The 20,734-nt window shown below is 61.7% G+C and carries 35 protein-coding genes; 12 read left to right on the forward strand and 23 right to left on the reverse strand.

What is annotated here, in order from left to right:
- Positions 1 to 99: 99 nt before the first annotated feature.
- From nifW to nifH, 6 genes are all read right to left on the reverse strand, one after another.
- Positions 100 to 432 (reverse strand): nitrogenase stabilizing/protective protein NifW, encoded by a 333-nt coding sequence (gene nifW, locus JQ624_RS32400; RefSeq protein WP_212422962.1) that lies wholly within the window; start codon positions 430 to 432, stop codon positions 100 to 102.
- 11 nt (positions 433 to 443) lie between these two features.
- Positions 444 to 1,232 (reverse strand): serine O-acetyltransferase, encoded by a 789-nt coding sequence (gene cysE / locus JQ624_RS32405; protein ID WP_212422963.1) that lies wholly within the window; start codon positions 1,230 to 1,232, stop codon positions 444 to 446.
- An 8-nt stretch (positions 1,233 to 1,240) separates the two neighbouring features.
- The gene (gene nifV, locus JQ624_RS32410) at positions 1,241 to 2,401 is read right to left on the reverse strand and encodes a homocitrate synthase (protein WP_212422964.1); all 1,161 of its coding nucleotides are present in this window, start codon (positions 2,399 to 2,401) and stop codon (positions 1,241 to 1,243) included.
- 195 nt (positions 2,402 to 2,596) lie between these two features.
- A complete protein-coding gene (gene irr / locus JQ624_RS32415; protein WP_212423014.1) occupies positions 2,597 to 3,052 on the reverse strand; it encodes a Fur family transcriptional regulator Irr in 456 nt (151 codons plus the stop codon).
- Positions 3,053 to 3,120: 68 nt separating this feature from the next.
- The gene (locus JQ624_RS32420) at positions 3,121 to 3,867 is read right to left on the reverse strand and encodes a nitrogen fixation protein NifQ (RefSeq protein ID WP_409334400.1); all 747 of its coding nucleotides are present in this window, start codon (positions 3,865 to 3,867) and stop codon (positions 3,121 to 3,123) included.
- 145 nt (positions 3,868 to 4,012) lie between these two features.
- Positions 4,013 to 4,915, reverse strand: a complete 903-nt coding sequence (gene nifH, locus JQ624_RS32425) for a nitrogenase iron protein (protein WP_212422966.1) — start codon at positions 4,913 to 4,915, stop codon at positions 4,013 to 4,015.
- 431 nt (positions 4,916 to 5,346) lie between these two features.
- Here nifH and JQ624_RS32430 point away from each other — a divergent pair, with 431 nt between their 5' ends.
- Genes JQ624_RS32430 through JQ624_RS32440 form a run of 3 tightly spaced genes read left to right on the forward strand, consistent with a single transcriptional unit; the run spans position 5,347 to position 8,265 of the window.
- Positions 5,347 to 5,781, forward strand: coding sequence for a response regulator (locus JQ624_RS32430; RefSeq protein WP_212422967.1), 435 nt, complete (start codon positions 5,347 to 5,349; stop codon positions 5,779 to 5,781).
- 43 nt (positions 5,782 to 5,824) lie between these two features.
- Complete coding sequence (locus tag JQ624_RS32435; RefSeq protein WP_409334401.1) at positions 5,825 to 7,492, forward strand: SagB/ThcOx family dehydrogenase; 1,668 nt, start codon at positions 5,825 to 5,827, stop codon at positions 7,490 to 7,492.
- A complete protein-coding gene (locus JQ624_RS32440; protein WP_212422968.1) occupies positions 7,489 to 8,265 on the forward strand; it encodes an ankyrin repeat domain-containing protein in 777 nt (258 codons plus the stop codon). The genes JQ624_RS32435 and JQ624_RS32440 overlap by 4 nt, the downstream gene beginning before the upstream one ends.
- On the opposite strand, the gene JQ624_RS32445 is transcribed toward JQ624_RS32440, so the two are convergent.
- The 3 genes from JQ624_RS32445 to JQ624_RS32455 are packed head-to-tail and all read right to left on the reverse strand — an operon-like array spanning position 8,243 to position 9,229.
- On the reverse strand, positions 8,243 to 8,608 hold the full coding sequence (locus JQ624_RS32445) for a ferredoxin (RefSeq protein ID WP_212422969.1): 366 nt from the start codon (positions 8,606 to 8,608) through the stop codon (positions 8,243 to 8,245). The two genes, JQ624_RS32440 and JQ624_RS32445, sit on opposite strands and share 23 nt — an antisense overlap.
- On the reverse strand, positions 8,605 to 8,940 hold the full coding sequence (gene grxD / locus JQ624_RS32450) for a Grx4 family monothiol glutaredoxin (protein WP_212422970.1): 336 nt from the start codon (positions 8,938 to 8,940) through the stop codon (positions 8,605 to 8,607). The genes JQ624_RS32445 and grxD overlap by 4 nt, the downstream gene beginning before the upstream one ends.
- A 55-nt stretch (positions 8,941 to 8,995) precedes the next feature.
- The gene (locus JQ624_RS32455) at positions 8,996 to 9,229 is read right to left on the reverse strand and encodes a BolA family protein (protein ID WP_212422971.1); all 234 of its coding nucleotides are present in this window, start codon (positions 9,227 to 9,229) and stop codon (positions 8,996 to 8,998) included.
- 359 nt (positions 9,230 to 9,588) lie between these two features.
- On the opposite strand from JQ624_RS32455, the gene JQ624_RS32460 reads away from it, so the two are divergent.
- The 7 genes from JQ624_RS32460 (at position 9,589) to JQ624_RS32490 (ending at position 13,251) form a co-directional block, all read left to right on the forward strand.
- Positions 9,589 to 10,440 carry a xanthine dehydrogenase gene (locus JQ624_RS32460; RefSeq protein WP_212422972.1) on the forward strand — a complete coding sequence of 284 codons (852 nt, stop codon included), beginning with the start codon at positions 9,589 to 9,591 and terminating at the stop codon, positions 10,438 to 10,440.
- A 34-nt stretch (positions 10,441 to 10,474) separates the two neighbouring features.
- Entirely contained in the window at positions 10,475 to 10,954 is a 480-nt protein-coding gene (locus JQ624_RS32465; RefSeq protein ID WP_212423016.1) for a hypothetical protein, read from the forward strand.
- Between the two features lie 90 nt (positions 10,955 to 11,044).
- The gene (locus tag JQ624_RS32470; protein WP_212423017.1) at positions 11,045 to 11,425 is read left to right on the forward strand and encodes a DUF59 domain-containing protein; all 381 of its coding nucleotides are present in this window, start codon (positions 11,045 to 11,047) and stop codon (positions 11,423 to 11,425) included.
- Between the two features lie 41 nt (positions 11,426 to 11,466).
- On the forward strand, positions 11,467 to 12,237 hold the full coding sequence (locus JQ624_RS32475) for a dienelactone hydrolase family protein (RefSeq protein ID WP_212422973.1): 771 nt from the start codon (positions 11,467 to 11,469) through the stop codon (positions 12,235 to 12,237).
- Between the two features lie 102 nt (positions 12,238 to 12,339).
- Positions 12,340 to 12,663, forward strand: coding sequence for a hypothetical protein (locus tag JQ624_RS32480; RefSeq protein WP_212422974.1), 324 nt, complete (start codon positions 12,340 to 12,342; stop codon positions 12,661 to 12,663).
- 71 nt (positions 12,664 to 12,734) lie between these two features.
- On the forward strand, positions 12,735 to 12,980 hold the full coding sequence (locus JQ624_RS32485) for a hypothetical protein (protein ID WP_212422975.1): 246 nt from the start codon (positions 12,735 to 12,737) through the stop codon (positions 12,978 to 12,980).
- Positions 12,981 to 13,011: 31 nt separating this feature from the next.
- Positions 13,012 to 13,251 (forward strand): hypothetical protein, encoded by a 240-nt coding sequence (locus JQ624_RS32490; RefSeq protein ID WP_212422976.1) that lies wholly within the window; start codon positions 13,012 to 13,014, stop codon positions 13,249 to 13,251.
- A 25-nt stretch (positions 13,252 to 13,276) separates the two neighbouring features.
- Here the strand turns inward: JQ624_RS32490 and JQ624_RS32495 are convergent, their stop codons facing one another.
- From JQ624_RS32495 to JQ624_RS32515, 5 genes are all read right to left on the reverse strand, one after another.
- The gene (locus JQ624_RS32495) at positions 13,277 to 13,678 is read right to left on the reverse strand and encodes a group II truncated hemoglobin (RefSeq protein WP_409334402.1); all 402 of its coding nucleotides are present in this window, start codon (positions 13,676 to 13,678) and stop codon (positions 13,277 to 13,279) included.
- A 74-nt stretch (positions 13,679 to 13,752) separates the two neighbouring features.
- The gene (locus JQ624_RS32500; RefSeq protein WP_212422978.1) at positions 13,753 to 13,920 is read right to left on the reverse strand and encodes a hypothetical protein; all 168 of its coding nucleotides are present in this window, start codon (positions 13,918 to 13,920) and stop codon (positions 13,753 to 13,755) included.
- A gap of 31 nt (positions 13,921 to 13,951) precedes the next feature.
- Positions 13,952 to 14,260, reverse strand: a complete 309-nt coding sequence (locus tag JQ624_RS32505) for a DUF6156 family protein (protein ID WP_212422979.1) — start codon at positions 14,258 to 14,260, stop codon at positions 13,952 to 13,954.
- A 47-nt stretch (positions 14,261 to 14,307) separates the two neighbouring features.
- A complete protein-coding gene (locus JQ624_RS32510) occupies positions 14,308 to 14,757 on the reverse strand; it encodes a Rieske 2Fe-2S domain-containing protein (protein WP_212422980.1) in 450 nt (149 codons plus the stop codon).
- A 61-nt stretch (positions 14,758 to 14,818) separates the two neighbouring features.
- Positions 14,819 to 15,127, reverse strand: a complete 309-nt coding sequence (locus tag JQ624_RS32515) for a hypothetical protein (protein WP_212422981.1) — start codon at positions 15,125 to 15,127, stop codon at positions 14,819 to 14,821.
- A gap of 161 nt (positions 15,128 to 15,288) precedes the next feature.
- On the opposite strand from JQ624_RS32515, the gene JQ624_RS32520 reads away from it, so the two are divergent.
- Both JQ624_RS32520 and JQ624_RS32525 read left to right on the forward strand, forming a co-directional pair.
- Positions 15,289 to 15,966, forward strand: a complete 678-nt coding sequence (locus JQ624_RS32520) for a glutathione S-transferase family protein (protein WP_212423018.1) — start codon at positions 15,289 to 15,291, stop codon at positions 15,964 to 15,966.
- Between the two features lie 68 nt (positions 15,967 to 16,034).
- Positions 16,035 to 16,319, forward strand: coding sequence for an aldehyde dehydrogenase (locus JQ624_RS32525; RefSeq protein ID WP_212422982.1), 285 nt, complete (start codon positions 16,035 to 16,037; stop codon positions 16,317 to 16,319).
- A gap of 60 nt (positions 16,320 to 16,379) precedes the next feature.
- Here the strand turns inward: JQ624_RS32525 and JQ624_RS32530 are convergent, their stop codons facing one another.
- The 9 genes from JQ624_RS32530 to JQ624_RS32570 form a co-directional block, all read right to left on the reverse strand.
- Entirely contained in the window at positions 16,380 to 16,604 is a 225-nt protein-coding gene (locus tag JQ624_RS32530) for a hypothetical protein (RefSeq protein WP_212422983.1), read from the reverse strand.
- 9 nt (positions 16,605 to 16,613) lie between these two features.
- Positions 16,614 to 16,922, reverse strand: a complete 309-nt coding sequence (locus JQ624_RS32535; protein ID WP_212422984.1) for a 2Fe-2S iron-sulfur cluster-binding protein — start codon at positions 16,920 to 16,922, stop codon at positions 16,614 to 16,616.
- Positions 16,923 to 16,949: 27 nt separating this feature from the next.
- The gene (locus tag JQ624_RS32540) at positions 16,950 to 18,161 is read right to left on the reverse strand and encodes a DegT/DnrJ/EryC1/StrS aminotransferase family protein (protein WP_212422985.1); all 1,212 of its coding nucleotides are present in this window, start codon (positions 18,159 to 18,161) and stop codon (positions 16,950 to 16,952) included.
- The gene (locus JQ624_RS32545; RefSeq protein ID WP_212422986.1) at positions 18,158 to 18,427 is read right to left on the reverse strand and encodes a hypothetical protein; all 270 of its coding nucleotides are present in this window, start codon (positions 18,425 to 18,427) and stop codon (positions 18,158 to 18,160) included. The genes JQ624_RS32540 and JQ624_RS32545 overlap by 4 nt, the downstream gene beginning before the upstream one ends.
- A gap of 62 nt (positions 18,428 to 18,489) precedes the next feature.
- Positions 18,490 to 18,849 carry a hypothetical protein gene (locus JQ624_RS32550; protein ID WP_212422987.1) on the reverse strand — a complete coding sequence of 120 codons (360 nt, stop codon included), beginning with the start codon at positions 18,847 to 18,849 and terminating at the stop codon, positions 18,490 to 18,492.
- A gap of 13 nt (positions 18,850 to 18,862) precedes the next feature.
- The gene (locus JQ624_RS32555) at positions 18,863 to 19,102 is read right to left on the reverse strand and encodes a nitrogen fixation protein NifZ (protein WP_212423019.1); all 240 of its coding nucleotides are present in this window, start codon (positions 19,100 to 19,102) and stop codon (positions 18,863 to 18,865) included.
- Positions 19,102 to 19,422: a nitrogen fixation protein NifZ gene (locus JQ624_RS32560; RefSeq protein ID WP_212422988.1), complete on the reverse strand. Its 321-nt coding sequence runs from the start codon at positions 19,420 to 19,422 to the stop codon at positions 19,102 to 19,104. The genes JQ624_RS32555 and JQ624_RS32560 overlap by 1 nt, the downstream gene beginning before the upstream one ends.
- Entirely contained in the window at positions 19,419 to 20,192 is a 774-nt protein-coding gene (locus tag JQ624_RS32565) for a 4Fe4S-binding leucine-rich repeat protein (protein WP_212422989.1), read from the reverse strand. Before JQ624_RS32565 ends, JQ624_RS32560 begins: the two co-directional genes overlap by 4 nt.
- Positions 20,182 to 20,718: a hypothetical protein gene (locus tag JQ624_RS32570; protein ID WP_212423020.1), complete on the reverse strand. Its 537-nt coding sequence runs from the start codon at positions 20,716 to 20,718 to the stop codon at positions 20,182 to 20,184. Before JQ624_RS32570 ends, JQ624_RS32565 begins: the two co-directional genes overlap by 11 nt.
- Between the last annotated feature and the right edge of the window lie 16 nt (positions 20,719 to 20,734).

Genomic DNA, 20,734 nt, shown 5'->3' on the forward strand with positions numbered 1-20,734 from the left:
GCGCCATGCGACCAAACAGAGTTAAAGGACATCAAAGCAACTCAGCGCCGTCCGGTCTGCGCAACAAGACCGGGGATCAACCGCGAACGTGCGGCGAGATTATTTCAGCGTGGTGAGAGGTATGAGAACGGGAGGCTTCGGCGGCGCCACCGCATCCTTCAAGACCTTGAACACACGCTGGTCGAGCGGCGATGACGCGAGAAAATCGGCGTAAGCCTGCTCCAGCACCGCCTTGCAGCGTTCCGCCACGACCGCGTCTGGCTGCCCGGTGAAATCCTCACTCACCAAATATTGCCCCATGCGCCTCAGAATGTGCAGCCGCACCACGTTGACGTGCTTGGGGTCATACTCGACGCCGAGCAGCGCGAAGAAGTCCTCGGCGGAAGAGGCCCTGTTCAACTGCTCAAGCACGCCGACGGCTGCTCCGCTCATCTCAGTCTCCTTCAAGCCTGCTCTACGGCACGAGGGCCGGGGTTAGGTGCGTCTGTGCCCCGCATGGGTGCGTTGCCATCGCGCAAGCGCTTCTGGACGTAGGCGAGCCGTGCCTCGAGAAATTCAACGCGATCCAGCAATATGGAGATCGCCTCCCCGACCGGATCCGGCATCAAATGGTGGTCAAGATCGATGCGGCCGACTGCGCGGCGATGGCTGAGTTCCGGCCGTACCACCCTGGCCGGAATACCGACCACGGTCACTTCCGGCGGCGTGCTCTCGATCACGACCGAATTGGCCCCTACCCGCGTTCCCCGCCCAACGGTAATCGGTCCAAGGATCTTGGCGCCGGCGCCGACGACGACGCGGTCCTCCAGGCTGGGGTGGCGTTTGCCCGGCGACCATGACGTGCCCCCGAGCGTCACGCCGTGATACAGCGTGACGTCATTGCCGACCTCGGCCGTCTCACCAATGACGACACAGGCCCCATGATCGATGAAGAACCGGTGACCTATTTTGGCGGCCGGATGAATGTCGACATTGGAGAGGAAGCGGCCAAGCCAGGACAACAGCCGCGCCGGAAATCTCCAGCCGACTCCCCATAGACGGTGAGCGATCCGATGCCAGATCAGGGCATGGACGCCGGGATAGGTCAGCAGGGTTTCCAGTTCGCTGCGGGCGGCCGGATCGCGCAAGCGAACGCAGCCGATATCTTCCTTAATCAGTTGCAGTAGCGAAGAAGGACGAGGCTCCGTGATCGCCAGACGATCGCCAGCGTGTGTGTCAATGGCATCGGACATCGGCGGCCTCATGCACAATTGGGAAGTCCCCCATCGCAAACCTCACGCCAGATCCGCTTGACCGTCTCGCGCGCGACGGGACCCTTGTTGCGGACCGCGTGCTCGCGCACGCGCGCCAGAATGCCACGCAACTCGTCGGAACTTGCAGGCAAGCGCAGATCCGAAAGCAGCGAGCTGATCGCCGACAGACCGGAGTGCTTGCCGATCACGATGCGGTTGGATCGGCCGAACAGCAGCGGATCGAGCGATTGGTAGGTGCGCTGGTCCTTGAGCAATCCATCGACATGGATGCCGGACTCATGGGTAAAGACATGCTCTCCGACAATGGCCTTGTTGAGCGGAATGGTCCGCGCCGCGGCCGCCGCGACGATGCTCGCGACATTGCCCAGTTCGGACAGGACTACCCCGGTGTCCCGACCGTATAATTGCCTGAGGGCGACTGCGACTTCCTCGAGCGGCGCGTTGCCGGCGCGCTCGCCAAGCCCGATCACGGTGACGGAAGCATGCGTGGCGCCAGCCTTGACGGCGGCCAGGGTATTGGCGGTGGCGAGCCCGAGATCGTCATGGCCGTGAAACTCAAGCTCGAGATCGGTGGTCGCGCGCAACGCCGCGATCAACTGGTGGCTGGACTCCGGATCGAGCACGCTCAGCGTATCGGCGATGCGAAACCGCCGCGCGCCGACCGCTTTTGCGGTGGCGATGATCTCGATCAGAAAATCGACATCCGCACGCGACGAGTCTTCTCCGCCGACGGCAACGGCCAGGCCCTTGCTGCGGGCGTAGCCGACGACGCGCTTGAGCATGTCGATCGCGTTGGAGCGCTTGCCGCCAAGCTTGGCCGCAATCTGCACGTCGGAAACCGGAACCGAGACATTGACCATCGAGACCCCCGCTTCGATGGCGGCGTCGACATCCTCGGTCCGCATCCGGCACCAGGCGATCGTCGTCAGCGGCAGTTCCGCTTCGACAATGGCCCGGATCGCGGTGATCTCGTCTCGCCCCATCGCAGGCGTGCCGGCCTCCAGCTCCGGGACACCGGCGCGGGCCAGCGCGCGTGCGATCGCAAACTTCTCCCCGGTGGTGAAGGCCACACCGGGCGCCTGTTCCCCGTCACGGAGCGTCGTGTCGTTGAGAACTATTGGCGCGAGCGGCGTCGGCTGATCGATCATTGGATCCTCACCACGATAGCGGCATCATCGGAGGAGACGATCATTGCGGATGGATCCCCTCGCATTCGGGTAAGAGCAACCGCCGTGCCAGCGTATTTCATTGACGTAACCCATTGCGATATCTACCGTTTATGAAAGCTTCGTCGATTGTCGCGATCCCGACAGCGTCGCAAATGCGACGCGCGACCAGGATCGTCAGGCCTGCTTGCGGCGTAAATGGACAATGACGTCGACCCGCGAGATCTCGTAGCCCGGCAGCGGCTGCGGCAATTGGTCGATCTCGACACCCGGTTCGGGCACATCGAGCAACCTGTCTTCGTGATCGACGTAGAAATGATGGTGGGTTGACGGGTTTGTGTCGAAGAACGATTTCGATCCATCGACGCCAATCTGACGCAACAAGCCAGCTTCGGTGAACTGGTTCAGCGTATTGTAGACCGTTGCCATCGAAATCTGCATGTTGGCGTCGACCGCCTCGGCGTGGAGCATTTCCGCGGTGACGTGGCGCCCACCGTTCAAAAACAGAAACGCGCCGAGCATCAGCCGCTGGCGCGTCGGCCGCAGGCCGGCTCGCCGGAGCAAATCGACGCAGTCTTGGTGGAAAAGGGCGTTTTCATTCGCCCCGATCGTGAGCTCATGCGGAACTTTCATGGCCTCGTCGGCGAACGTTTCCGAAGCGTTCTCGACCCAGGAAGTCGTTGCTGTCACATCCATCCACGTTACTCCGGTGGCGAGGCGAGCAACGTGGCGGCCGTCGAGATAGACAGCGCCGCCTCTCGACGCCGGTCTGCCATCCGGCTCTCGCCGCTTTCGTCGCCAAAGCAAAGATCGAAATCTCGGCATTCGGTACAAACCGGCGTCGTGCACATCACGAAGCCGTCGGATTCGCAGAGCGCCCGATAAAAGAAACGCTTCCACCGCATGTTTTGCGTGTTGCGGCGGGCAATAGGGCCGAAATGCCGCGACAGCAGCCGCGTCAGTTCGGAGCGCTCGCGCAAGCCGAGGTCTTCCCACAGATGGTTCGGCTCCATTGCGCGGCGCGCGATCATTGCGGCGAGCCAGCGGCCGACTTCGCCCTCGCTCGAGCGATTGGCCAGCAACAGATCGCACACCATCGCTGTCTCGTCATCGTCCGCCACGCCGGCAACCGTGCCCGCCAGCCCAAGGCCGCAAGCACCCGGAAACCAGTGAGCCATGAGGCTCGCAAGATCCGCCGCCGCGAGCCCCGCGCGCTCGGCGACCGTCCCGTTCTCCATCGAAGCAACCGCCAGGATCGAGGCCAGCACGTGCCTGTCAAAACTGAAATCATCGTCAATGACGGCGTCCGCCGGGTGACAGCCCGTCAGCATGCGATAGGCCGCAACGCCGATATCATGCTGGCGGTCACGCGGCGCGTTCGACTGCTCCAGCCCAGGAAACGCTGATGGTGCGTCGATCGACGGTTCAAACGGTGCCGCTGCTAACACTGGCCGCTCCAAAGCCGATTGTCCTGCCCTTGCTTTCTTGCGCGTCTCCATCCGTGCCGGAATCCTGATCGCATCTCGCTGAACGGATGCGTTTGGTAGACCCGGCCCCTCCATCGAGGGGCCGGGTCGCGTCGAACGAACGACCTCAGGCCGCGGCAATCGCCGCTTCGGCGGCAAGCTCCGCAGCGGTCTTGCCGACGATGGCCTCGTCGACCGGCTTCATGATGCCGTGCTCCATCAGCATGTCCTCGAGTTCGTCCATGGTGATCGGGGTCGGGATGATGCCCTTGCCGCCATTGTTGTGGATCTTCTCGGCCAGGCTGCGGTAGTGGCCGGCCTGAACCGAGTCGGGCGCATATTCCAGCACCGTCATGCGGCGCAGCTCGGCGTGCTGCACGATGTTGTCGCGCGGCACGAAGTAGATCAGCTGGGTGCCGAGCTTCTTGGCCATCGCTTCCGCAAGCTCGAGCTCCTTGTCGGTCTGGCGCTCGTTGCAGACCAGGCCGCCCAGGCGTACGCCGCCCGAATTGGCGTATTTCAGAATGCCCTTGGAGATGTTGTTGGCGGCGTACATCGCCATCATCTCACCCGACATCACGATGTAGATTTCCTGCGCCTTGTTCTCGCGGATCGGCATCGCAAAGCCGCCGCACACGACGTCGCCGAGCACGTCGTAGGAGACGTAGTCGATGTCTTCATAGGCGCCGTTTTCCTCGAGGAAGTTGATCGAGGTGATGACGCCGCGGCCGGCGCAGCCGACGCCGGGCTCCGGACCGCCGGACTCGACGCAGCGGATGTCGCGGTAGCCGACCTTCATGACCTCTTCGATCTCGAGGTCCTCGACGCTGCCGGCGGCAGCCGCCAGGCTGAGGATGGTGTCCTGCGCCTTGGCGTGCAGGATCAGCCGGGTCGAGTCCGCCTTCGGATCGCAGCCGACGATCAGGATCTTGTGACCCATCTCGGCCAGCGCCGCCAGCGTGTTCTGCGAGGTCGTCGACTTGCCGATGCCGCCTTTGCCGTAAAACGCGATTTGTCGTAGTGCAGCCATTTTGTTCTCCATGAACCGATTGCCAATGAGTCCGCGCGTCAACGCCGGACTCGCTTCTGTTACAGAACCGGGCACATGGGTTACGGGAAGGAGCGCATCGCTCGTCAGGCGTCTGCGTGCACTCAGCCCTCACTCCTTGTTCCGCCCACTCAATAGCAACCGCCGTGCCACTCGGCTAAGTCGATGATTCAGCTTCTGAAACACCCAACTTGCGGAAAACAGCACGATGTTTTGAACCTGACAGCGTCGACCCGGCTGTATGGCGCCTGTTCGAAATCGGACAAGAATGAAAGCTGCCAGCACGCTCGAAAGCTTCGCCTTCGCTCGACCATGCCGGTGTTATCCGCACCCAGATCCTGCGGAATGGAAATTGCTAGCAGTCCTGTCGGGCCACACGGCGAGACAAGGCTTGCAAACCACAGGAGGCTAGAATGCAGATCGGCGTCGAAACATCGAAAGCAGTCGACCAGCGGCGCGTATTCGTCATCGACGAGGACGAGATCACCCGCGCTGCGTTGCAGTTCATGCTGCACGACGAAATCGAGACCCATGAACTGGTGAGTCCGGAAGAGGCTTATGAAAAGGGCGTCGGCTGGCTCAAGCCGGATGTCGTGCTGCTTGGCGTCTCCTTCCTGAAGCAGAGAGGCACCGCATTGATCGGCGAATTGTCGGCAAAATTCCAGGGCGTACGTATCCTCATTGTCTGCGACAAGTCCGATGAAGCAACCGCCGTGGAGGGTTTGAAGGCCGGCGCGCACGGCGCCCTGGTCAAGCCGCTCACACTGGAGGCGGTCCGCAAGAAGGTCGATACCATCCTGGGCCGGGACGGCGCGGCGCCGCTGGTGCAGCTCAGCCTCCTTGCATAGGCTCGGCTGCAATGGCGACGATCCAGTCTTGCCGGAAGCCCGGATGTACGACGAACCCGTCGCCATGAACGTCGCGGCAACACAGGCCTCGAGCGCTGCCGAAATTGTCCTTGCCTATCATGCGCGGACAAAGCACAGCCTCACGCGCTACGCGGCCGGTCCGGAAACGCTCGATTGGGATACGCAGCCCAATCCGTTCCGCGAATTCGCAGGCTGCGCGCGAACCGAACTCGAACTTGGCGCCGAACGGCTGACGACAAGCTTTGCCGAGGCTTGCACGCCGGGCAGCGTTGGTCCGTTTGCCCTTACCATCGAAGCGGTCGGAAAGCTGCTGGAGCTTTCCATGGGCCTCTCCGCATGGAAGGAATACGGGCCGGACCGCTGGGCGTTGCGCTGCAATCCATCGAGCGGCAATCTTCATCCCACTGAAGCCTATGTTCTCTCGCGCAACGTGCCGGGCATCGTCGACGGGCTGCACCATTACCAGAGCCGCGACCATGTCCTGGAACTGCGGTGCCGGAGCAGCAGCAGCCCCGACGCACCTGCCCGGCTTTGGATCGGTCTTTCGTCGGTGCAATGGCGCGAAGCCTGGAAGTACGGCGAACGCGCCTTCCGCTATTGTCAGCTCGATGTCGGCCATGCCCTCGGCGCTTTCCGCTATGCCGCCGGGGCGCTTGGATGGCGCGCTACCCTGGTTGAGGATGTGACCAGCGCCGAGCTCGCTGCATTGATGGGCCTCGACCGCACCGATGCTTTTTCGGGCGTGGAACGCGAAGACGCCGAACTCCTGATTGCGATCGAGGCCGCCCCATCGACGGTCGCCGCGGCAGAGCGCAACATTCCCGGCGCCGGGGAAAGCGATGGAAATCCATGGACGGGACGTGCGAACCTCCTCGACCCCCGCCCGCTCTATCGCTGGCCGGTTATCGGCCAAGTGAGCGACGCGACACAGGGTCGCGGCACCGGCACGTCATCCGACTTCCCGAACTATCCGTCCCTGCATCGGACGTCCGAGTCCTGCGCCGTCGATGTCATCCTCGGCCGACGCAGCGCGCAACGCTTCGACAGCAAATTCACGATGAGCGCGGATATCTTCTATCGCATGCTGGACGGCCTGCTCGATCGGCCGAATGCCCCGTGGGATGTCTGGAATTTTTCGCCACGCGTCCATCCCATCTTCTTCGTCCATCGGGTTGAAGGGCTTGAGCCCGGCGTCTATGCGTTGCCGCGCCACCCGGCGGCAGCGCACGCTCTCCACGCGCAACTCCGCAGGGATTTCGAGTGGGAGACGCCTGCCGGCACGCCGGCACATCTTCCCCTCGTCCGGCTATTGCGAACCGATTGCCGCATCATCGCGCGGACCATGAACTGCCATCAGGCAATTGCGAGCGACAGTTGCTTTGCGCTCAGCATGCTCTGCGAATTCGAACCCATCGTCCGCGCCAACGCCTGGCGCTACCGCCAACTGCATTGGGAGGCCGGACTTCTGGGGCACGCTCTCTATCTGGAGGCCGAAGCCGAGGGACTCCGCGGCACCGGCATCGGTTGCTACTTCGACGACGCCCTGCACGAGATCCTTGGAATCAGCGGCACGCAGTTTCAGGCGCTCTATCATTTCACCGTTGGACGCGCCCTGACGGATGACCGAATTTTGACATTGCCAGCCTATCCGGGCAGGCGAATGCAACCGCCCAGGGAAACATCGGCATGAGACCGCGCACCCCGTTCCAGCGCATCGACGTCCAGCACGCCGAGAACCTTCTCTCGCGCGGCGATCTTCTCGTGCTCGATGCCCGCGACTTCAGCTCCTTCGAAAAGTCTAACGTCACCGGCGCGCAGCACGTTTCGTCTCACAACCTGTCCGCCCTTCTCGGCGCAACAGCCAGAACTCGGCCGATCCTGATCTACTGCTATCACGGCAACGCCAGCCGCGAATATGCGCAGATATTCTCCGACTTCGGATTCTCCGAGGTCTACAGTCTCGACGGTGGATATCAAGCCTGGTGCACCAGGCCTCCGGCTGGTGACAGCACTGGACCCGGCGCCGAATTGCAGCAATGGCGGGTCGCACAGCAATTCGCTTCAGCCGACGTCAACGCCACGACACCGCTGATGAAGGCCTCCCATAATGGGGACGGCAAGATCGCTCGCCTGCTGATCGGGGCGGTCGCGCGAGCGAATGCACGAAACGCCGACGGCAACAACGCGTTGTGGGCCGCCTGCGTCGGCGGCCATCTGGACATGATTGACATGCTGGTCGAAGCCGGGATCGACATCGACAATCGAAATCACGATGGCGCGACGCCGCTGATGTACGCCGCCTCGTCGGGCAAGGCCGCAATGGTCGAGCGTTTGCTTGCAAAAGGGGCCGACGCCACCCTGGAAACGCCGGACGGTTTCTCGGCGCTTGACCTTGCGCAAACCGCCGAATGCCTCAAGCTTCTTCGCCCCAGGCGGCGGCTCAGCGCCGCGTCAGAACCATGACCAGGCGATCAACTCGTTTGCCTTGCTTGAAGTGCTGTTCCACGATTTCGTCGATATCCTCCGGATTGGTCGGCCGATACCAGACGCCTTCGGGATAGACGACCATCAGCGGACCCGCCTTGCAGAATCCGAGGCAGCCTGAGGCCGTGAAGCCGATCTCGGCCAGTCCTTCCGTCTCGATCGCCTTGCCGAGTCGGTCCCATAGCGGTTGGGCGCCCACCGCCCCGCAGCTTCCGCGCGGATGGCCGGGTGGACGCTGCGTATGGCAGGCAAAGATATGATGCTTGTAGACCTGAGGAAGCTCGAGACTGGATGCTTCCGCGATATCAGCCGTGTCTGTCATGGCTTGGCCGTCGCAATACCCTTGTCGCTCAACAACGCCGTGAGCTCTCCGGCCTGAAACATTTCCCGCACGATGTCCGCTCCCCCCAGGAATTCTCCCTTGACGTAGAGTTGCGGGATTGTCGGCCAGCTCGAGAACGTCTTGATACCTTCCCGAATTTGTGGATCGGAGAGCACATCGACGCTTTTGAACGGCACCGCGAGACTGGAGAGAATCTGCACCACGGCTTTGGAAAATCCGCATTGCGGCGAGGCCGGAACGCCTTTCATGAACAGCACGACATCGCTGCTTGCGATCACATCCTTGATACGCTCGGCCGTTGAACTCATCATTTGTTTCTCCTCGACGGTTGATGATGCCCCCTCCGCCGGATGCCGATGACGACGGTCATTTCGGCGTGGCGGTTTCGAGGGCGAGTGCATGAAGGGCGCCGCCCATGTGTCCTTGCAGCGCGGTGTAGACCATCTGGTGCTGCTGGATCCGGCTCTTGCCCACGAAAGCCGCGGAGGTAACCCGCGCGCCGTAATGATCGCCGTCTCCGGCGAGATCGACGACAACGACCTGCGCATCGGGGAATGCCTGCTTGATAAGGCGCTCGATGTCCGGTCCTGCCATTGCCATCGCGTTCACTCCTGCTGCAACGACCACTCCCATGCAAAGTCCAAACCAACTTGCCAACATCGCTTGAGGGGCGCCGGCGCTCCCGTTCCAACGGCTGCAGTGTCGGAAAGGAGCTCCCCGGTATTGCGTTATGAAGCGAAGAATACGTCGCGCAATGTCGGGTTTGCGACACGGCATGCCTGCGCTGTACCTGACATGACGCGCGTGGTTGCATCCCGACAAGACGGACTCGCGATATTCGGGCGGGAAATGCAGCCCGATCGCAGCGCTTTTTATCTCTTCTATTCTTGCTTCCCGTGGCTCGGCCCGGCTCTTGCTTTGCCAGGGGAACTCGAGCTCAGCCATGAGAACCCAATCGCATGCGGCTTAATACACCTGATCGACTAGCCGTGATCCTCGGTACCAACGAGATTGCTTCCGCGGTCGCAGTACTGCTTCGGCGCGGAGGCTGTGGCGTGGTGCTGTCGCACGATCCGTTGCCGCCCGTGATCCGGCGAAAAATGGCTTTTCATGATGCGCTGTTCGACGATGCCGTCAGCGTCGCCGGCGTTGTCGCGCAGCGTGCCGACACCGGCTTTGAAATTCGCACGAACCTCGGCCGGGCTCCCGGCGTCATCGTCACCGAACTTGGGCTGCTCGACCTCATTGTTCTTCGCAGCCTCGACATTCTGATCGATGCCAGGATGCAGAAATACCTTGCCACGCCCGATTTGCGCCGGCTCGCCCGGTTGACGATCGGTCTCGGCCCCGGGTTTTGCAGCGGCGCCAATTGCGACGTTGCCATCGAGACGCGGCCGGACAAGACGGGACAGATCATCCAGCATGGGCCGTCCGAGCCACCGGACGGCGTTTCGCGCCGGCTCGGAAGCCTTTGGGGCGAGCGCTTCGTTCGTTCGGAATTCTCCGGCCGCTGGAAGACGGCGATCGAGATCGGTACGCGTGTCTTCAAGGATTTCATCGTCGGTCATCTCGGAAATACCCCGGTGCGCGCTCCGTTTGACGGAATCCTGCGCGGCATCGTTCGCGACGGCACCGAGGTGCCCGCCGGCGTGAAGCTTCTGGAAATCGATTCCCGCGGACGCAAGGCGCACTGGACCGGCCTCGACAGTCGCGGCCGGCTCATTGCGAACGCCGTGGCGAAAGCCATTTCGCTTCAAGAAACCACGCCTCCCGAAAGTGCTGGCCGCGCGCTTCATCTCATCAAGCCGTAACGATGCGCTTTTCGAACGACAATCCGGGCATCACATGGCCGACCTGTTTGCAGAACGCGATACGATCAATTTCGGGGAGCTCCCTGAAGAGATCGACGCGCTGCTGCAGCAGGGAGTTGCGGTCTATCGTCACGATCACGCCGAGGCGGATCGGCTGTTCCGGCGAGCGCTCGCGGCGGCGCCGGCAGAGCTTCCGACCTACTTCTGCCTCTACAAGATTCACACTTATCAGGGTCATCTTGACGAAGCACAGACAGCCGCGGAGAGCGGCCTGCGCGAAGCCGCGAGACAGGCAGGATGGGACGCCGACTGGCGGCAATGGCAGCCCGAGGCCGTTGTTCCCGACGGACCCGGCCGATTTGCACTCTACACGCTGAAGGCGCTCGCTTTCATCCATCTCCGCCGGGACGACCGGAATTTGGCCAACCAGATGCTCGCAGCGTTGCGACAGTTGGATCCTGCCGGCGCCGTCGGATGGCCGGTCGTTGCGGCGCTGGCCGAGGGCGTTGGCTAAGAGCCGGGCTGGCATCGACCTTGCAGAGAATCACTCGCAAAGGATGGGATGGGGTGATGGTTGCAGGACGGAGGCAAGCGAATGAGCCTGATGGAAGATCGCGGCATTGATGTCGCCTCACCAACACTTGCGGCCGGGGATACACAGGGCCCTCCCGCACCGGGCGCGGACAGCCTGACTGAAAGCATCATCGCGGCGCTGCGCACCGTGCATGATCCCGAGATACCCGTAAATATCTACGATCTTGGACTGATTTACCGCATCGAGCCGAAACAACGGGGCCTCGTAGAAATCGACATGACGCTCACGGCGCCCGGCTGTCCCGTCGCTGGCGAAATGCTGAAATGGGTCGAGACGGCTGTCAGCGGCGTCGAGGGCATCAGTACCGTGGACGTCCACCTTGTGTTCGATCCGCCCTGGGACAAGTCGCGGATGTCGGAAGACGTGCAATTGGAGCTGGGCCTGATCTGAAATCCGCCTTTATCGCAACAGAACCGAGAGACGAGGACGTTATGATCGAGCTGACTGCCGGCGATGGACACAAGTTTTCCGCCTATCGTGCCGATCCCGAAGGAGCTCCCAAAGGAGCGGTCGTCGTCGTGCAGGATTTCTTCGGCCTCAATACCCACATCCGAAAGATCACCGACGAGTTCGCCGCAAAAGGCTATCTCGCCATTGCACCTCCGCTCTTCGACTCCGTGAAACCGGATGTCGCACTGGGCTATGATGAAGGCAGCCTGGCCGAGGGGGTGGAGCTGACGCAGCAGGTCGGCACCGAGCGCGCGATCGGCGACATTCAGGGGGCGGTCGATGCCGTCAAGAGCGCGGGCAAGGTAACGGTCATCGGATATGGCTGGGGCGGATACCTCGCCTATGTCGCCGCCAACCGCGTCAATGGCGTCGCCTGTACCGTTGGGTATTGCGGCGATGGAATCGTCAACGACTACCGCGAAAAACGCAAGGTCCCGACCCTGCTGCACTTCGGCGAGAACGATCCGCGGATCCCCTTCGAGGACGTCGGCCAGTTTCGGTCCCACCGGCCGGACGTGAGCGCGTTCTCGTATCCGGGCGCGGCGCACGCGTTCAACTGCGACGACCGCGAGAGCTATCATGACGAGGCGGCCAAATCAGCGCTAGAGCGAACGCTGTTGTGGATCTCTCAGTATGTCGAGGGGCAACCCCCGATCGCCCTGAAGAACGCCGGCGCCTATGCCCAGGCCAAGGTCGAGAAGAAGAAGAAAAAGACGGAGGCCGCCAACGACCTCGGACCCCCGATGGATTGACGCGGCCGCGATGCGGAGTGACCCGCCAGGACTTCGCTGCGAAGCCACCTGCGATCGCTCTGGGATCGTCGATCACCCGCCGGGCTGTGTGCAGAGAAAGCGATGAGCGTTATCAAGCATGACTTCGGCAGCGAGGACCGCAAGGCGGTTCGACGTTTACGGACGGCTCTGGAGCTCGGGGCGCTGCACGAGGCCAACATTCGCAACAATCCCCTGCCATATCTGGAGCGGGCGAGCGAGCGAATCTTTCAGCTCGAAGAGATCCTGTTTGAGGCAGTTGAAGCGGCGACATCGGCATCGCCCGTCTCGTCCGAAACGATCAGCGTGAGCAAGGCGGAATACGATCGCTTTCTGGCTTGCCTCGCAATCATCGAGAATGGATTGGCTCGGCTGGTCTCGGATGCTGAAGATCCGACATCCGCGTAGGGCGGCTGGCCCGATGCCGATCGAGCCCATCACTGGTCAACGGCAAGCACCACTCAAGGGGAAGCATTTCGATGTCGACTGCTGCAGGCTTCTTTATCGATTGGGATGGCAACGCGCGCTCAACGCTGGATCCCGGCGGCGGCTATCTTTGCGAGACCGATCCGATCGCCCGCTATGTGGCGGTCACCACCAGGGGCGGCACGCTCGTTCACGAAGGTACGTTCTACAAGAGCGTCGCTGACATTGAGAAGGCAGGCATCAAGGCTTCGCTGGTTCCCGGTGCGCATCCATGGGGCTTGAAGCAAGACGGATTCTAGCGACCGCGATACGACGGAAAGGAGAGAGCAGATGCTTCCGACCACCATTGTCATCGACGAGGCGCCGCGGTGTGTCGTGCGCCCGACCGACACCAAGGACCTCAATCGCTTCATCCGCAATGGCAAGGCCTACCTGCTTGCCGACAACCCTGATGGCAAGATCACGCATCGCAATGCCGACGATTCCGAAGCCGCAAGATGGCGCAATGCGCTGGCGTTGCACAAGGCCTGGGGCGGCGCCGAAGAAGAGTTTTTCGGAACGCCGCTCTGATCGAAGGGATAACTCACCACGCCGTTCAGGGGCGCGCGGTTCCTGCGTCGTGAGGGTTGCCGGCCTGGTTGCGCATCCAGTCGGCGAGCTTGGTCAGCGCGACGTCGAGCTCTTGCCGGGCCCCGCTGTCTGCCACCGTCTCCTCGAGCGCCCCGCGCATGCAGAGCAGCCAGGCATCGCGCTCGGCATTGCCGATCGCAAATCCCATGTGCCGCTGCCGGAGCCGCGGGTGGCCTTTTTCGGGAGAGTAGAGCTTCGGGCCGCCCGTCCATTCGCTCAGATATCGTTTCAGGACATTCTTGACCGGCCCAAGCTCCGGCGCGTGCATGGCCCGGATGACTCTGGCTTCGGGCAGTGCATCCATCCTGCTGTAGAAGGCCTCCACCAGCCGATCGATCGTGACGGCTCCGCCGACACGGTCGAACATCGATATTTCTGTTACCACCTCAGACATTATTCACTCCGTGGACACCGCACAGGCGGTGACGATTGACGAAACGATCATTCATCCATGCTCGGCAGCAGGATCACTTCAGCCGGTGCGCCCGCCCCCTGCTCCTCGATGAAATCGAGCCCGGCGACAAGCGACAATCCACCGCCGCTTTCCATTAGGACGACCGCGTCCTTCGGCATCTTCAGCAGCGCTTCCAGCAACCCCGCGACCGTCATGAGCCTTCCTGTTCTGTAATTCCTACCAATATCATGCGCGCGAAACCGGCCCCGCCGCATTGTCGAAGATCAATTCGGCCGGCTCTTCGTCCAGCATCACAATTTCGGCGCGCTTCAGGGCGCCGTTATCGTGATATTCGTAGCGGTGCGACAGTTCAACTTCCCCATAGACGACCTTGTCGAAGCCGCTCAACGTCCCCGCGTTGTCAAAATAGGCGCGGATGAAGGTATTTCGGTGTGAGAGCCCCTCGGCCGGAATCGGGTTTACAAGATTAAACGGCAGTTTGATCCCGCTGTACGAGACGAAGAACCGGCACTCCCGATCGACAGTCTCCGTCATTCTTCGAGCCTCCGTTGCGGCCGTCGATTGGCCACTGTCCACCTTCATCAATCCGGATGGATCATGATTTCCATGGTGTCGTCGAGTTCATCGAACGGATTTGGCATTCCGTCTTCCTCGACCAGCGCAACGCCGCAGAGGCAGACGTCGCCATCAACCACGGCCAGTGCGATAGGCTCCAGGCTCTGGTCCTTGCACGGTCCATCGATACACAGCCCGGTCTCGATCTCGAAAATCGAACCGTGCCTGCCGCATTTCAGAAATGTTCTATCCGGCGTGAAGAAGTTTCCTTCCCCGAAATTCAGCCAGATGCCTTCATGCGGACAGGAATTGACATAGCCGAAATAGCCGTTGGCGTGGGTCCGGGCGATGACGATCGGGAACGGCCGGCTCTCACCGGCCTCATTGATGCGTGACAGGCTGAAGGCCCTGGCATCGCCCGGCTCGATGCTATCGGCGGCGCAAACGGCGAAGACCTCAACTTTCCCTGACGACATCTCCTGACCCCGTTTCCGTGAGCAGCACGCCCTTCACGCCTTGCCTGACCTTTCACCTCGCTCAAAGAGCTGAAAGCGTCCGCACCCCCTTGAGCGCGGGATAATTCTCCCGGAGGATTTTCTCTATTTTCCGGCACAGGCTCTTGTCGCATGCGGCGCCCGGACCGGCGAAGTCCGTCCCCTGGTCCCAGATCTCGAAGAAGCAATGCAGCGACTCCTCATAGGCGGCATCTGGCACGGTGCTGAGATCATGCAACCTCGCAATCCCGTCAGCCGAGACTTCGAGCCGCCAGCTCCGGTCGTCCTCGACTGACGCAAGAAATGCGCTGACGTCTGCCGCGGTCGAGTCGCTCTTGAGATCGATCGCCATACCTCACCTTGTCCGAAAGACGACATTGCTGTCGGACTAGTCCCATTGACGCGCCCGCAACGCTTCGTTGACCCGATATTTGCATGAAGTGTGCCGCGCAGGTGCCAGCGTTCGGGCCCTTGCATTCCCTGAGATACCGAGAGGACTGACAGATGGCCGCGATGAAGCTCTACATGACCCCGGGCTCGTGCTCGACCGCCATCCACATCATTCTGGAAGAACTGGAAGAGGCGTTCGAGGCCTATGTCGTGAACCTGCCTGCCGGCGATCATTTCAAGCCTGACTATGTCGCGATCAATCCGAAATCGACAATTCCGACATTGGTACGTCGCGATGGCACGTCGCTCACCGAAGTCCCGGCCATCGCCTATTGGCTCGCACGCAGTCACCCGCGCGCCGGACTCTGGCCCGACGGCGCGGAGAATGAGTCCCGCCTGATTGAGGCCATGGCCTACATCGCGGGGACCATCCACGGCCAGGGCTTCGCCCGTATTTTCGCCACCAACACGTTTGCCAGAAATCCCGCCGATCACGACTCTGTGCGGGAACTCGGCCGCGACATCGTCACCAAAGGCTTTGCCATCCTGAACAAGGCGATCGGGAGCCAAAACTATCTGGCAGGCGACTATTCGGTGGCCGATCCCATTCTCTTCTACGTCGAATTCTGGGCCGACAAGACCAACATTGCACTGCCGGAAAACCTTGCCGCGCATTATCTGCGGATGCTGACGCGCCCCGCGGTCCGGCGCGTGTTGCGCGAGGAAGGTTACAACACGGCATCACTGGGCAAATCTTCACTCAGCAACTCTTCGTGTTCCGAAGACCGGGTAGACGGCTGATCGGTTTCGGTCCCGCGCACGATTCCTGCAGAACCACGGGACCTCTGAACGAGAGTGAAGGAAGCCCTATGACGGAAATGATCGTGGTAGAAGAGCGCAATCAGGACGACATGTCACGCAAGGCCGGCTGCTATCTCTATACCGACACAAGGCTTTGGCTCGAGGACGACCTGGTTCACCGGAACGACGGGCCGGCGGTGATTTCCCCTGACGGGGTCGAGCGCTGGTACGTCAGGGGCAAGGATGTGACCCGCGACGTCAACACCTTCTTCTTCCAGAACAAATGGCCGGTGCGGAAAGGCCTCGATACGGCGGAAAAGATGGCCTTGTTCGCGGTGCAGTTTCTCAAGTGAACACCCTTGCGACCGCGAGGAAGCTGCACCAGGCATCTCCTTCGCGCCCATTCCTATCGCTCACGCAGCGTTTGGTGTGCTCTCAGCCTTGAACACATCGACCACGGTCCTCGTCAATCGAAACACGCCGCGGCCGCCAGCGAGAGGCTGGTAGGCGTTGCTCGCCTTGTCGCACAGGGCGTTGAACCAATCCTGAGGGCTGAGGGCCGGCGGCCGTTCGCTGATTTCGACAACGGCGCCATTCGGCGCGAAGCGTACGTGAATGAGGACACCCTGCGATTCCATCGTTCTCTCCTAGATGCCCGAGCTGAAGCCCAGCAATTCGATCGTGATGTTCTCGGTACCCAGCACCTTGGCCTGGCAGGCGAGCCGCGATTTCGAGCCGACGCCTGGGATGGCACCGAGCCTTTCGTTTTCCTCGCGGGCCACCTTCGACAGGCCCTTGCGGCCTTCCTGCACGAAGATATGACAGCTTCCACATTTGGCCTGCCCTTCGCACTTGTGGAGAATGCCTATCTCGGCGCCGAGAAGCGCGGCCAGCAGGGTCGTTCCCTCGCCAACCTCGATGGTCTTGCCTGCCGGCATGATGGTAAGTTGCGCCATGGATCCATTCCTCTTTTGTTGCACATTCTAGTAAATTGCGGCACCTGCCCCGACATTGATCGAGGCGTCCTTCATCGTACCCACGATGAATTCGATCTGATCTTCGGTCAGATGGGTGTGAAACGGCAGCGCGACCGCGCGATCCGCCACCTTTTCGGTGACGAACAAGTCGCCGCGCCGATAGCCGAGATCGAAATAGTGCCGCTGCAGATGCAGCGGATTGCTGTAGGCGGCGGCCTCCACCTGCTCTACCCTCAGGTCTTCGACGATGGCGTCGCGGCTGGAGCGCGTGAACCGCGTTCCGAGGTGGACGACATAGAGAAACCAGTTCACCTCGGTCACGTCGGGTCCGATATAGGGCGGCTTGATCCCCTCGAAGGACTGCACATGCTTGTTGTAGAGGTGTTCCGTCAGCCGGCGCCGTTCCAGTATCTCGTCCAGCCGCTGCAACTGCGCCAGACCAAGTGCGGCCGCGACGCTGCTCATGGCGGCCTGGTAGGGCGGGGTGGCGCTGACGACGACCGATGCGCGCTCTTCCAGCCGGTGCGCGCGATGGCGCCGCAACGCCACCGCGACATCGATGTCATCGGTGACCACCATGCCGCCCTCGCCGCAGGTCAATGCGGAGGGCTGCGAGAAGTCGAACACCGCAGCGTCGCCGAAGGTACCGACCAGGGCACCCTGGTACTTCGAGCCGATAGCCTCGGTGGAATCCTCGATCAGCACGAGGCCATGCTTCCTGGCGACCGCACGCAGTCCCGACCACGCCGCGGGGTGGCCGTTGTTGTTGCAGGCGACAATGGCGCGGGTGTTGACGGTGATGCGTGCTTCCACCTTCTCCGGGACCAGCGTTCCCGCCCAATAATCGATATCGGCGAACACCGGCCTGGCACCTGTGATGCTGATGGCATGCGCCGTCTCCCGGAACGAATAGGACGACGTGATGACCTCCTGCCCCGGACCAATTCCGTAGGCTCTCAGGGCAAACAGCAATCCAAGCGTTCCGCTCGGAACCGCTATCGCGTATCTGCGCCCGACATAGGCGGCGAACGCCGCCTCGAAGGCCTCGACCGTCGGTCCAGCGGAGAGTTTCGGCGACCGCATGGCCGAATCGACGGCTCCGATTTCGGCCAGTGTGATATCGGGATCGGACAGCGGGATGAAGCTGTCGTCGACGCCTGCAACGACGACATCGTCGTCTTCGCGATCGGCATCCTGGATGATGGCAAGCCCGGTCATGGCGTCACATTCCTGTCCGCCAGGACGATGCCGCTCGCGCGCATCGGATCCGCCGTAATCTGCAGGCAATGATCGGTGCGATCGACGAGGTGAATTTCATATCGCAGATAGCTCCGGAACGGCATTTCGTTGACATCGCTGGCATCACACTTCGTCCATGACAGATGTGGAAACCGGCGCCGCAACTCGGTAAAGACGCCCGCGTCGACACCGGGATCGGACAGCACCCGATCGATCTCGTTCAATTCATCCGCGTCCAACGCCATTGCCGTTACTCTGTGTTAGAGGGTTCGCAATTTTTGCCTTAGATATTTCTGCTCATGCAAGTTCATTGCCAGAACATTCGCTCGGGATCGGCGTTCAATCGCTCCAAAGCTGTCGGCAAACGGTCGTGAGTGCTGTCGAGCTGCCACAAGCCCTTCTTGTGGTCCTTGCGAAACAACTGCCATCGCACGGCATCGGCGTCGTGCAGCAGCAACGCGACATCGACGATGCCGCCATCTCGATCGATATTCCTCGAGCAGCACGGGCTCTCGATCCGATAGCCGCCGATCGTGGTCGTCACGCTGGGGGTGACGTAGCGATATCGCTTGCGCGACTTCAACGCGCGCTCGATCCGCTTGCGATCGAGGTCGTTCGGATGGGCGAACGGCCTGACCGCGACCTGGCTCAGCGTAGCCGATAGCATCGCACCTGCTCCTCTAGAGGGGACTGATCTCTTCTTCGAGACATCCGACAACCAGCCGCTCGCCGAATTCGACGAGATAGATCGGCAGGTTCGCTTCGGTCTGCGTGCCCACCTGGACGATTTCACCGGTATCGCCGACGCCGACCAGCCTGGCGTCGACAGGTGCGTTGGGGAACGATCCGTCATTGAACAGGTCGATCAGGGCCTTCACGCGCTGGCCCCATTGATATTTTGGAATTCTGGGTTCAATCATCATGCCGCCGTTCCTCCCGGCAAAGGCAGATCCGACATCTCATCGCGCGCAATTGCCGGATCCAGCTCCTTGCGCTTCATCCCGACGCGGTTTCCGCTCTCCATGAATTCGACGCCATAGATGTAGAACTGCTGCAGGAATGTTCCGATGCTGACCACGTACCCTTCCTCGCCCTTTTTCGCGAGAATTTCCCCGATCTCCTTGCCGGCGTAGGTGCCGTCGTTGCGGATGGTGCGCTTGGCTTTCACCTTCTCGCCGAAACTGAAATAGGGCGGAGCGGAGAGCTCGACCACGTCGCTGTCACGAACGATATTGCTCATGCCGGAAACTCCCCTAGCCGCTCCTGTCTGCCGGTCGCGCGTGACCGCGCCATGTCCTGGACGAAGCCGTCGCTGTCGAATGCGAGCTCAGCGATTTCCCCGACCGTGATCCGGCTCGCCACTTCGTAACGTACGCGCCAATCGGGATCGTAGCGGAGGCGGGAAAGCTGGTCCGGTGTGAGACGCTGGGCGATCTCCAGTCTCACGCCGTCGTCACGATCGCCTGCCATTCGAAGCAGCCCGTCGTGCGGAATGCGTCGCGCCACCACGCGACGAACTTCGGCTTCCTCGTCGTCGATCATGCGCGCGAGCAGCGACGGTGTAACGCGCCGCGCGACCACGAGCCGAACGTAATAGTCGGGGTCCGCCATCATCGGCATCAGTTCGGAATCGTCGAGCAGGGAAGCAATGCGGATCCTGACCTCTCGGTGGACATCATTTCGCAGGCGGAGCACGAGCCGCTTCGGCAGCCGCCGCGCCGCGTTCCAGCGCACGGTTTCCTCGGGGTCGTCGAGCAGCGGTGGCAGCAGGAAAATGCTGGCGTGCTTGGCCGCAATCGCGCGAACCTCGAAATGCGGATGCGCAACATAGGAATTGGCGAGTTCCGGATTCCAGTTGAAGAACCGGTCGATCCGCCGCGCATAACGGTCGTGCACGCAGGCGTGCTTGAGGCGACAGCCTCCCGCGTCCGCCAACGCCTGGTGGGTGCAGCCGGCGCAGTCGATCTCATTCCCCAGCCAATCCCGGGCTTCGTCGATGTCATCCATCATCGTCCTGTCCCACCCGTTCGATAACTTCGAGCAATACGCGCGCGCCCACCTTGTCGCTGGAGTCGAGCTCCAGGAGTTTTGCAATGGCTAAACGGCCCTCATCGAGATTGCCGAGCCGCATCTGCAAATAGGCGTAGCCCTTCAGGGTGAAGAGGTAGAAGCGCGGCAGCATGTTCTCGTAATGGCCGAACTCGGCATCGCCGGCAGCAACCTGCTGCCAGTCCGAGGCAAGCTTGTTCTCTCGGGCCGCCTTCTCCAGGCACTGTAGGGCGACCGTGAGCGCGTCAGCCAGACGGCCCTTGTAGAAATAGAACCGGTAGAGGCCAATCAGCACCGCTGCATGTCCCGGGGCCAACGCCTGGGCTTCCCGCAGATGGTGCTCGGCGACGTCGTCCAGATGGTACGAAAGACCAGCTTCCCACAGATGGAATTCCGCCTCTGCCGGCAGTCCACCGCCGAGCAGCGCGTTGGCAAGGACTGCCGCGTCCGTGACGGATTGCGGCTCGCCTCGTTCCGCGGGTCCCATCATCGCTGCCTCCCGT

Origin of the sequence: Bradyrhizobium sp. AUGA SZCCT0283 (assembly GCF_018130385.1) — a bacterium.
Taxonomy (GTDB): Bacteria; Pseudomonadota; Alphaproteobacteria; order Rhizobiales; family Xanthobacteraceae; genus Bradyrhizobium.